At 73.9% G+C, this 10,909-nt stretch carries 8 protein-coding genes and 2 tRNA genes; 6 read left to right on the top strand and 4 right to left on the bottom strand.

Features of this window, described 5'->3' with window-relative positions; all coding sequences use genetic code 11:
• The first annotated feature begins 69 nt into the window (after nt 1-69).
• Complete coding sequence (locus tag AC1VWI_RS23405) at nt 70-1,719, top strand: long-chain fatty acid--CoA ligase (RefSeq protein WP_499512975.1); 1,650 nt, start codon at nt 70-72, stop codon at nt 1,717-1,719.
• 73 nt (nt 1,720-1,792) lie between these two features.
• Here AC1VWI_RS23405 and AC1VWI_RS23410 read toward each other — a convergent pair whose 3' ends face one another.
• Nucleotides 1,793-5,041 carry a hybrid sensor histidine kinase/response regulator gene (locus tag AC1VWI_RS23410; protein WP_499512976.1) on the bottom strand — a complete coding sequence of 1,083 codons (3,249 nt, stop codon included), beginning with the start codon at nt 5,039-5,041 and terminating at the stop codon, nt 1,793-1,795.
• A gap of 219 nt (nt 5,042-5,260) precedes the next feature.
• Complete coding sequence (locus AC1VWI_RS23415) at nt 5,261-5,680, bottom strand: SSI family serine proteinase inhibitor (RefSeq protein ID WP_499512977.1); 420 nt, start codon at nt 5,678-5,680, stop codon at nt 5,261-5,263.
• Between the two features lie 207 nt (nt 5,681-5,887).
• Between AC1VWI_RS23415 and AC1VWI_RS23420 the strand changes: the two genes are divergently transcribed.
• The 3 genes from AC1VWI_RS23420 to AC1VWI_RS23430 all read left to right on the top strand — a co-directional run bounded on the left by AC1VWI_RS23420 (nt 5,888) and on the right by AC1VWI_RS23430 (nt 6,558).
• A tRNA-Ser gene (locus AC1VWI_RS23420) sits at nt 5,888-5,978 on the top strand.
• A 181-nt stretch (nt 5,979-6,159) separates the two neighbouring features.
• Nucleotides 6,160-6,232, top strand: a tRNA-Arg gene (locus AC1VWI_RS23425).
• A 113-nt stretch (nt 6,233-6,345) separates the two neighbouring features.
• Nucleotides 6,346-6,558, top strand: coding sequence for an EF-hand domain-containing protein (locus AC1VWI_RS23430; RefSeq protein ID WP_499512978.1), 213 nt, complete (start codon nt 6,346-6,348; stop codon nt 6,556-6,558).
• Between the two features lie 15 nt (nt 6,559-6,573).
• Here AC1VWI_RS23430 and AC1VWI_RS23435 read toward each other — a convergent pair whose 3' ends face one another.
• Both AC1VWI_RS23435 and AC1VWI_RS23440 read right to left on the bottom strand, forming a co-directional pair.
• Nucleotides 6,574-7,413 (bottom strand): MEDS domain-containing protein, encoded by an 840-nt coding sequence (locus AC1VWI_RS23435; RefSeq protein WP_499512979.1) that lies wholly within the window; start codon nt 7,411-7,413, stop codon nt 6,574-6,576.
• 109 nt (nt 7,414-7,522) lie between these two features.
• Nucleotides 7,523-8,404, bottom strand: a complete 882-nt coding sequence (locus tag AC1VWI_RS23440) for an LLM class F420-dependent oxidoreductase (protein ID WP_499512980.1) — start codon at nt 8,402-8,404, stop codon at nt 7,523-7,525.
• Between the two features lie 191 nt (nt 8,405-8,595).
• On the opposite strand from AC1VWI_RS23440, the gene AC1VWI_RS23445 reads away from it, so the two are divergent.
• Nucleotides 8,596-9,336, top strand: a complete 741-nt coding sequence (locus AC1VWI_RS23445) for a response regulator transcription factor (RefSeq protein WP_499512981.1) — start codon at nt 8,596-8,598, stop codon at nt 9,334-9,336.
• Nucleotides 9,333-10,883: a sensor histidine kinase gene (locus AC1VWI_RS23450; protein ID WP_499512982.1), complete on the top strand. Its 1,551-nt coding sequence runs from the start codon at nt 9,333-9,335 to the stop codon at nt 10,881-10,883. Before AC1VWI_RS23445 ends, AC1VWI_RS23450 begins: the two co-directional genes overlap by 4 nt.
• The last annotated feature ends 26 nt before the right edge of the window (nt 10,884-10,909 follow it).

A 10,909-nucleotide genomic window follows, 5' to 3' on the forward strand; every position in this document is an offset into this window, starting at 1 on the left:
GTTCGGTATGCCAGCAGAATCTCAGCACCCACCTACCCACGCGTAGCCGCTTCAACGAGGAGGCGCCCGGTGCTGAGCACAATGCAGGATGTTCCCCTGCTGGTGTCACGGATCCTGACCCACGGCTCGACCGTGCACGGCCGGTCGCAGGTCACGACCTGGACCGGTGAAGGCGAGCCGCAGCGCCGCTCGTTCGCCGAGATCGGTGCCCGCGCCGCCCGCCTCGCGCACGCGCTGCGCGACGAACTCGGCGTCGAGCGGGACGACCGCGTCGCGACCCTGATGTGGAACAACGCGGAGCACGTCGAGGCGTACTTCGCGATCCCCTCCATGGGCGCGATCCTCCACACGCTCAACCTCCGGCTCCCCGCCGAGCAGCTGGTCTTCATCGCCAACCACGCCGCTGACCGGGTGGTCCTGGTCAACGGCACCTTGATACCGCTGCTGGCACCGCTGCTGCCGGCCATGGAGTCGGTCGAGCACGTGGTCGTCGTCGGCCCCGGCGACACCTCGCCGCTGGAGGGCTGCCGTCCCGCCCTGCACACGTACGAGTCCCTCATCGAGGGCCGCCCGGACCGCTACGACTGGCCCGAGCTGGACGAGCGTTCCGCGGCCGCCATGTGCTACACCTCCGGCACCACCGGCGACCCCAAGGGCGTGCTGTTCTCGCACCGTTCGATCTACCTGCACTCCCTGCAGGTCAACATGGCCGAGTCGATGGGCCTGACCGACGCCGACACCACCCTGGTCGTCGTGCCCCAGTTCCACGTCAACGCCTGGGGCCTGCCGCACGCCACCTTCATGACCGGCATCAACATGCTGATGCCGGACCGCTTCCTGCAGCCCGGCCCGCTGGCCGAGATGATCGAGGGCGAGCGTCCCACGCACGCCGCCGCCGTCCCCACCATCTGGCAGGGCCTGCTCGCCGAACTCGCCGCCAAGCCCCGCGACATCACCAGCATGCGGCACGTCACCATCGGCGGCTCCGCCTGCCCGCCCTCCCTGATGGAGGCGTACGACAAGCTCGGCGTCCGCCTCCTCCACGCCTGGGGCATGACCGAGACCTCCCCGCTGGGCACCATGGCCCACCCGCCGGCCGGCCTCACCGAGGAGGAGGAGTGGCCGTACCGGATCACCCAGGGCCGCTTCCCCGCCTCCGTGGAGGCCCGGCTGGTCGGCCCGTCCGGCGAGGTGCTGCCCTGGGACGGCGAGTCCGCGGGCGAACTGGAGGTCCGCGGGCCGTGGATCGCCGCGGCCTACTACGGCGGCGCCGACGCAGAAGCGCTCCTGCCCGAGGACAAGTTCAGCCCCGACGGCTGGCTGCGCACCGGCGACGTCGGCACCATCACCCACGACGGCTACCTGACGCTGACCGACCGCGCCAAGGACGTCATCAAGTCGGGCGGTGAGTGGATCTCCTCGGTCGAGCTGGAGAACGCCATCATGGCCCACCCGGCCGTCGCCGAGGCCGCGGTGGTGGCCGTACCCGACGAGCGCTGGGGCGAGCGGCCGCTCGCCACGGTCGTCCTCAAGGACGGCACCACGGTCGGCTACGAGGAACTGCGCGCCTTCCTCGGCGAGAGCGTCGCCCGCTGGCAGCTGCCCGAGCGCTGGGCCGTCATCCCGGCGGTGCCGAAGACCTCGGTCGGCAAGTTCGACAAGAAGGTGATCCGCCGCCAGTACGCGGCGGGAGAGCTGGACGTCACCAAGCTCGTCTGACGACGCGCCACGCGTACGCCGGGCCCCGGGGGGCGCACCCCCCGGGGCCCGGCGTGCGTCGTGCGGTGGGCCCTCAGGAGCCGATCTTGCCCAGCATGTCGACGATGCGTCCCTGGACGTCCGTGCTGGTGGACCGCTCCGCGAGGAAGAGGACCGTCTCGCCGGACGCCAGCCGCGGCAGCTCCGCCGGGTCGATGTCGACCGCGGTGTAGACGACCATCGGCGTGCGTTCCAGCCTGCCGTTCGCCCGCAGCCAGTCGATGATGCCCTGGCGCCTGCGGCGGATGAGCATCAGGTCCATCACCACGAGGTTGGGGTGCATCTGCGCGGCGAGCGTCATCGCGTCCGCCTCGGACTGGGCGTGCGCGACGTGCATCCCACGCCGCTCCAGCGTGGCGGTGAAGGCCTGGGCGATCGGCGTGTGGGCCTCGATCAGCAGTACCCGGGGCGGGTGCTGCTCGCTGTCGCGCGGGGCCAGCGCCTTGAGCAGCACGGCGGGATCGGCTCCGTACGCGGCCTCGCGGGTGGCCTGGCCGAGGCCGGCCGTGACGAGGACGGGCACCTCGGCCTGCGCCGCCGCCTGGCGCAGCGACTGCAGCGCGGTACGTGTGATGGGCCCGGTCAGCGGGTCCACGAAGAGCGCGGCGGGCGGATCGGAGACCTGGGCGTCGACCTCCTCGCGCGAGCGGACGATGACCGGGCGGTAGCCGCGGTCCGTCAGCGCCTGGCGGGTGGAGACGTCCGGCTCCGGCCAGACCAGCAGCCGGCGCGGCTCGTCCAGCACGGCGCCGGGCTCGGGGCCGGACTCCTCCGTGACGTCGACGGCGCCGTTGGGGCCGTCGAGCGGCTCGGGACCCTCGGTGGCCTCCGTGGGAGCGCCTATGGCGTACGCCCGGCCGGGGGTCTCCGTGCCGTTCACGGCCGCAGGTGCCACGGCCTTGGGCGCCTCGGGCTCCGCGGGGGTGGCGAGCTTGCGGCGGCGCCCGGAGCCGCTCGACGGCTGGGCGACCTGCTCGTTGATCTGCTGGGCGAAGGCGACGCCCTGGCCGAGGGTGCGCACGCTGATGGCCCGGCCCTGCGTACCGCCGTCGCTCGGCATGGACGACGGCTGGGGCTGCGCCGGCGCGGGTGCCGGAGCCTGCGGCGGGACCATGGGCTGCGGCTGCGGCGGCACCACGGGCTGTGGCTCCGGAGTGCGCTGCGTCTGCTCGGGGATCATCGGCGGCTCGACGGCCGGCGGTTCCGGCAGCGGCGCCGGGGCGGGCGGGGGAAGCCGCCGCGGGTCGACGATCGCCGACGGGCGCGGGGTGCTCTCCACGATGCCGCGCGGGCGCCGGGCCGAGCCCTGGGCCTCCGGCCACTCGGTCGCCGGGGTGGCGGGGACCGAAGGGGCGGCCGGCAGCGCCGGGAGCTCCGGCGTCGCCCGCGCCTCCGCGCCGGGGGCCCTTCGCGCACGGCGGCCGTTGCCCGGAGCGTCCTGCTCCGGCGCGGGGGCCGCCGGCAGCGCGGGCACCAGGCCCGGCTGCGGCTCCTGCGGGGCGCCACGGCGGGCCCGCCGGCCGGTGGGCTGCTCCTGCGCCGGGGCGGGTGCCGGGGGGAGGGCGGCCTGCGGCTGGGGCTGCGGTTGCGGCGGGGCCTGCTGCTCCTCGGGACGCCGCAGGGCACGGCGCCGCCCCGTCGGGGTCGGCGCGTCGGTGGTCGGCGCGGCGGGCAGCGCGAGCGCGGCACCGGGGGTCGCCACCGGCGTGGCGGGCCGGGGCGGCCGCGCGGACGGGACGGGCGCCGCGGCCGGGGCGGTACCGCGCACCGGCTCGGCCGGCACCGGCATGACGGTCGTCTCCGACTCCCGCCGGGGCTCCTTGACCGCCGTCTTCGCGCCGCCCTTGCCGACCGGCACCTCCATCACGTACGCGCTGCCCTGCCCGGGCACGTCGTGCGTCTGGAGCACGCCGCCGTGCTTCTCGACGATGCCCCGCGCGATCGGCAGGTGCACCGGGTTGTCGCCCGCGTGCGGGCCGCGCACCTCGATGCGGACGGAGTCGCCGCGCTGCGCCGCCGCCACCACGATCGTGGAGTCGACGCCGCCGACCACGACCGGCATGTTGCCGGCCGCGTCGACGCCCGCCACGTCCGCGATCAGGTGGGACAGCGCCTGGGACATCCGCTCGGCGTCGACGGTCGCCTCGATCGGCGGCGCGTGCACCGCGTACTGCGCCCGTCCGGGACCGATCAGCTCGACCGCCGCCTCGACGCCGGACGCCACGACCTTGTCCATCGAGGTCGTCTCGCGCTGCAGCTTCTCCTCGCCCCGGTCGAGCCGCTGGAAGGAGAGCACGCTGTCGATGAGCGTGGTGATCCGCGCGTAGCCCGCGGTGAGGTGGTGCAGGATCTGGTTGGCCTCCGGCCACAGCTGCCCGGCCGGGTCGTTGGCGAGCCCGGCCAGCTCGGCCCGCAGTTCGTCCAGCGGTCCGCGCAGGGCGTCGCCGAGCAGCGACTGCAGTTGCGCGTTGCGGGCGGCGAGCGCGTCGAAGCGCGTGCGGTCGGTGAAGGTCATCACCGCGCCGACCAACTGGTCGCCCTCCCGCACCGGCGCCGTGATCAGGTCGACCGGCACCGAGCGCCCGTCCTTGCGCCACAGCACCTGACCGCGGACCCGGTGCTTCAGCCCGGAGCGCAGCGTCTCGGAGAGCGGCGTCTCCTCGGCCGGCAGCGGGGTGCCGTCCGGACGGGAGTGGTGCACCAGCGGGTGCAGCTCCTGCCCGCCGAGGTCGGTGGCCCGGAAGCCCAGGATCTGCGCGGCCGAGGGGTTGACCAGGACGATCTTGCCGTCGGTGTCGACGCCGACCACGCCCTCGCTGGCGGCGCGCAGGATCATCTCGGTCTGGCGCTGCTGGCGGGCGAGTTCGGCCTCGGTGTCCAGCGTCCCGGTCAGGTCGCGGACGACCAGCATCAGCAGCTCGTCGCCGGTGTAGCTGTACGTCTCGGCGAAAGGTGTGCGGGCGTCGTCGAGGTTCGCGCTCGTGACCTCCACCGGAATTTCACTGCCGTCGGTCCGCCGGGCGACCATCCGGGTCGGCTTGGTGCGGCCCTCATCGTCGTCGGGGCGGCGCATCGAACCGGGGATGCGACGCGCGTCGAACGCCGGCAGGAGGTCGAGCAGCCCGCGGCCCACGAGGGCGGTGCCCGGCGACTCGAAGGTCTCCAGGGCGATGGAATTGGCGTTGACGACGGTCCCGTTGGCGTTCACCAGCAGCAGCGCGTCGGGGAGCGCGTCGAGTATTGCCGCGAGGCGAGCAGCGCCTCGGGATGGCCTGCTGCTCACGAGACGCGTCCTCCCTGAAAACCGCACTTGCTGCCGCGCCACCACCCGCGAAGGGGGCATCCACCGGTGGTGGCCATCTTGCCGCCGACCGGGGGGCATGTCACTAGAGCGAGTGTACGGGCAGAGGTTGGCGGCGAGGCTCCGGATGCCCATGTCCCGTACGCGTGGGTAGTGTTCGTGGTCGAGCCGTGCCGATGTGGTGTCGGTCACCTCCCCAGGTCACGCCCCCGGGCCACCGGACCCGTCGTGGACGGCGGGTGCGGGCAGCACCGGGGCCATCCGCCGCCACCGGGCCGTCTCGCAACCGTTGCTGCGGTCGTAGCGGGCGTCCACGGGCCGGCCGCGCCAGCTGCCCCGCACCGTCGCCCGCTGCGGGCCGCCGTAGATCATCGTGCACATCGTGCCCTCGGGCTCGGGCCCCACCGGCCCGCCCAGCCGCTCCAGGAGCGCGCACGCCTCCCTCGCGTCCGGGTGCGTCCCGCCCGCGGGGTCGCAGCGCAGGTCGTACTCGGACAGGTGCCCGCCCCCGTCGTCCACGGTCACCCGCAGCACGTCGGAGGACTCCCCCGCCCCCGGAGGGCAGGCCAGGGCCGGTGCGGCCACCGTCAGCGGCAGGCCGAGCGCGAGCGCGGCGGTCATGGGTCCACGAGCCAATCGCATGCTCCGTCCCTACCTCTCCGGCACCGTCCGCGCCCGTCAATCCACCCGATCGTGGGCGCGCCGCCCCGGCGCCCGCCGCAACGCCTTTGCCCTGGCCGTGCACGGCCGAGTAATCTGGTCAGCGATTGGTCCCAGCCCGGTGGGCTGTGCCATCATCTGCACACACCCGCTCGCGCGGGTACGTGAGGAGGCGTCGCCTAGTCCGGTCTATGGCGCCGCACTGCTAATGCGGTTTGGGCTTTACCGTCCATCGAGGGTTCAAATCCCTCCGCCTCCGCCTCACAGAAGCCCCGGCCACCCGGCCGGGGCTTCTGCCGTTCCCGGCACCCCTCCTGGACCCCGCATTCGGCGTTTCGGCAGGTCAGAGCGGGTGCGGCTAATGGATTTCACCTCACGGCGCGGGTCATGTAATGTTGTTCCCGCAACGCCGACCGGCAAGAAAACGCCGGGAAGCACAAGCACTCGTAGCTCAACGGATAGAGCATCTGACTACGGATCAGAAGGTTGCAGGTTCGAATCCTGCCGAGTGCACAGCAAGCCAGAGGCCCCCGGGATCACCCGGGGGCCTCTCGCGTTGGGGGGTCGTTGCGGCGGCTAGGGTGTGCGCAGTCAGGACCCAGTACACACAAGGAGGGGTGGTCACGATGGCGGACATCGAGGCGGCCAAGAAGGCGTTCACGCGATTCGATGTCGACGGGGACGGGCTCATCACGGCGAGCGAGTACAAGAGCGTGATGGCGCAGCTCGGGGACTTCAACGTGACCGAGACCGTGGCGCAGAGCGTCATCAGGGCCGTCGACGCCAACGGCGACGGCAAGATCTCGTGGGACGAGTTCTGGGCGGCCCAGCAGGTCTGACGCCGGGCCGGGGGTTCAGGTCTCCTCGAGGAGGAGCTGGGGGACCTCGGTCGCGCCGCAGAGCCGCAGGGTGCGCGCGTGCAGTCGTGGGCAGCGGATGGTGACGCGGTCGGCGGGGCCGAGGGACGCCACGTGGCGGATCAGGACGGATGCGCAGCGGGCGTCGAGGAAGGCCACCCGGGTGAGGTCGACCCGGTACGGCGGGCCGGCGGGCGCCGCGAAGGCGTGACGGACGGCCAGTTCGAAGTCGTTGCGGGTGGCGAGGTCCGCGTCGCCGCGGAGGGCGAGGGTGTCGCCGGAGCGCTCCGCGCGCAGTGATCCGTGGCGGGGGCGTACGCAGACCGGGTGGGCCGCCCGGACCCGGTCGAGGAGCGAGGCGGCGAAGCGCCGCTGGTCGTACTCGCAGATGGTGGTGAGGCCGAGGCCCGCGAGGATCGGGGTCATGGCGGTCTCGTGGCCGAGCAGGCGGTCGCGGTCGAGGTGGGGGCCGAGGGCCCAGGACATGTCGCCGGCCACGCGGAGGCCGGAGAAGCCGTGGCAGTGGGCGGTGTTCGTCAGCGCGGTCCAGGCGGCGGCGCCGTCGTAGCCGGGGACCTCGGGGGTGATGACCAGGGCGCTGTGGCGGACCGCGTCGGCGGCGCGGACCCCGTGGGCGCTGAGGCGGGTGACGGCCTCGGCCGGGGGCGTACCGGGATCGGTGAAGAGCAGGACGCGTTCGCCGCGGGCCAGCCCGATCGCGGTGAAGACGGCGCGGATCTCCCAGCGGTCGTCCTCGTCCTGGAAGCCGAGGCAGGCGTGGTCACCGGACGCCATGCGGTCGACCGAGACAGTACGAGGCACGGTGCCGCTGTCCATGGGGCCGAACATACGCCCGGCCCCGTGGAGCGGCCGGGCGCTGAACGCCTTTGAGCGGAGGGTTCCGTTCCTGTCGGCGGTCTGTCCCCGATTGCCTGCGGGCGGACCTTCAGTGACCGGTGGGCTTCAGCGCCGCGGCCAGCCGGCGCCACTCCTCGCGCGGCAGTCCGGACCGGTCCTCGCCGGAGGCCAGCACCTGGACGGCGACGTGGTCGGCGCCCGCGTCGAGGAAGGCGTCGATCCGCTGCCGGACCCGCTCCTCGTCGCCCCAGCCGAAGAGCGCGTCGACCAGGCGGTCGCTGCCCCCGTCGGCGAGGTCGTCCTCGGTGAACCCCAGACGCAGCCAGTTGCCGGTGTAGTTGGGGAGCGTCAGGTAGAACGCCAGCATCTCCCGGGCCCTCTCGCGGGCCCGTGCCGGGTCGGTCTCCAGGACGACCGTGAACTCCGGTGCCAGCAGCGGCCCCTCGCCCAGCGTGGCCCGCGCCTGCGCGGTGTGCTCGACGGTGACCAGGTAGGGGTGGGCGCCCGCCGAGCGGTCGCGCGCGAGGCCCAGCATCCGCGGGCCGAGCGCGGCGAGCACCCGGTTGCCGGTCGGCGCCCCGGCGGCGTCAAGTTCGTCGAGGTAGCGGGTCATCGCGGCGTACGGGTGCTTGTACTGCTCGGCGAGGCGGGCGTGGCTGACGCCCAGCCCGAGCAGGAAGCGCCCGGGGTGGGCGGCTTCGAGGCCCGCCTGGCGGGCGGCGGTGTCCTCGGCCCCGTACTGCCAGATGCTGAGGATGCCGGTCGCGACGGTGATGGAGGAGGTGGCCTCGATCAGCGGTACCGCGTGCTCGACGCCGCTGCTGCCGCCGAGCCACAGGGCCCCGTAGCCCAGTTCCTCCAGTTCGGCCGCGGTCTCGGCCAGTTCGGCCGCGCGGGCCGGGTCGGGGTCGCGCAGCCCGGCGTTCCACAGGCCGTAGCGTCCGATCGCCGGCGTCCGGCTGTCGCTCATGGGTCTTCTCCCGCCGTGAAGTCCGTTTGAAGTTCGACGTCCTTCGTACCAAAACGGGGTCCGCGGCCCGCGCATTCCCGGCCCGGCGGCGCGTCAGGGCCATCGCGACAGGACCTTCGAGACAGGGGATTCTCAGGGAAATCACAGGCAGCGGAAAGGGGGTTCTCAGCGGCGGCTCACAGGATGCGGGCATGACCGCGTCTCCTTCCCCCGCCGCCGACCTCACGCGTCCGGACGGCGCACCTGTCCGGGTGCTCGTCGTCGACGACGAGAACGCCCTCGCCGACCTGCTCTCCATGGCCCTGCGCTACGAGGGCTGGGACGTCCACACCGAAGGCACCGGCTCCGACGCGCTGCGCGCCGCGCGTGAGCTGCGACCGGACGCCGCCGTCCTCGACGTCATGCTGCCCGACATGGACGGCCTGGAGGTCCTGGCCCGGCTGCGCCGCGAACTGCCCGACGTGCCGGTGCTGTTCCTCACCGCCAAGGACGCCGTCGAGGACCGCATCGCGGGCCTCACCGCGGGCGGTGACGACTACGTCACCAAGCCGTTCAGCCTGGAGGAGGTCGTGGCCCGGCTGCGCGGGCTGCTCCGCCGGGCCGGGGCCGCCACCGCCCGCCAGGAGTCGCTGCTGGTCGTGGGCGACCTCGTGCTCGACGAGGACAGCCACGAGGTCAGCCGCGGCGGCCAGGGCATCCACCTCACGGCCACCGAGTTCGAACTGCTGCGGTACCTGATGCGCAATCCGCGCCGGGTGCTGAGCAAGGCGCAGATCCTCGACCGCGTCTGGTCCTACGACTTCGGGGGCCAGGCCAACGTCGTCGAGCTCTACATCTCCTACCTGCGCAAGAAGATCGACGTGGGCCGCCCCCCGATGATCCACACCCGGCGCGGCGCCGGCTACCTGATCAAGCCGGGCGAAGCGGCGTGAGCCGGGTCCGCCGGCGCGCGTCCCTGCGGACCCGGCTGGTGGTCTCCTCGGTCGCGCTCATCGCGGTCGTGTGCGCGGTCATCGGTACGGTCACGACGCTCGCCCTGCAGTCCTTCCTCTTCACTCAACTGGACAAGCAGGTCGAGGCGGTCGCCGGCCGGGCCCGGCTTGACCCGGGGTACGACGGCAAGCAGCCGGTCGGGCCGCCGGTGGTCCCCGGGACCACCGGGACGGGCGTCGACGGCTCCGGTACCGGGTCCCTGCGCTTCATCACCGGGCCCGGCATCGCCCCCGGGACCGTGGGCGCCCGGCTCGACGCGACCGGCGCGGTGACCGCCGCCGGCGTCAGCGCGCAGCCCAGCGGCACCCAGTCCCGGCTGCAGGCCCGGCCGCTCACCGCCCCGCAGCGCGAGGCGTTCGCGGCCGTCCCCCTGGACGGCCTGCCGCACACGCTCGACGTCCCGGGACTGGGCGGCTTCCGCGTGCAGTCGGCCACCGACGGCACCGGTGGGTGGCTGCTCGTGGGGCTGCCGACGACGACCGTCCGCGACACCATCGGCACCCTCGTGGTCGTCGAGGCCTGCGTCACCGCCGCGGGGCTGGCCGCCGCCGGGATGGCCGGCTTCGTCATGATCCGGCTCAGCCTCCACCCGCTGCGCCGGGTCGCCGCCACCGCCACCCGGGTCTCCGAACTCACCCTCCACCGCGGCGAGGTCGCCCTCCACGACCGCGTGCCGGACGCCGACACCGATCCGCGCACCGAGGTCGGCCAGGTCGGCGCCGCGCTCAACCGCATGCTCGACCACGTCGGCAACGCCCTGCACGCCCGCCAGGAGAGCGAGACCCGGGTCCGGCGGTTCGTCGCCGACGCCAGCCACGAACTGCGCACCCCGCTGGCCTCCATCCGCGGGTACGCCGAGCTGACCCGGCGCGGCCGGGAGACGATCGGCCCGGACACCCGGCACGCGCTCGGCCGGATCGAGTCGGAGGCGAGCCGGATGACCACCCTGGTGGAGGACCTGCTGCTGCTCGCGCGGCTGGACGCCGGGCGCCCGCTGGGCCTCACCGGGACGGACATGTCCCCGCTGGTCGTCGACGCCGTCAGCGACGCCCGCGCGGCCGGGAACGACCACCACTGGCTGCTGAGCCTCCCGGACGAACCCGCCGTCGTGCACGGCGACCCGGAGCGCCTGCACCAGGTGCTGACCAACCTGCTCGCCAACGCCCGCGCCCACACCCCGCCCGGCAGCACCGTCGTCGCGCGCGTCGTGCCGCGCGGCCCGGAGGTGCTGGTCGAGGTCGAGGACGACGGTCCCGGCATCCCGTCCGCCCTGCTGCCGCACGTCTTCGAGCGCTTCGCGCGCGGTGACGCCTCCCGCTCCCGGGCGGCCGGCAGCACGGGCCTGGGACTCGCCATCGTCCAGGCCGTGGTGGCCGCGCACCGCGGCGCGGTGTCCATCGACAGCGTGCCCGGCCGTACCGTCTTCCGCGTCCACCTGCCCGCCGCGCACTCACAGCTGCCGCTCAGCGCCGCCACAACGTCATGACAGCGCGCCGGACCAAGGTCGTCGCC

The organism is Streptomyces sp. TOM-9 (genome assembly GCF_056858595.1).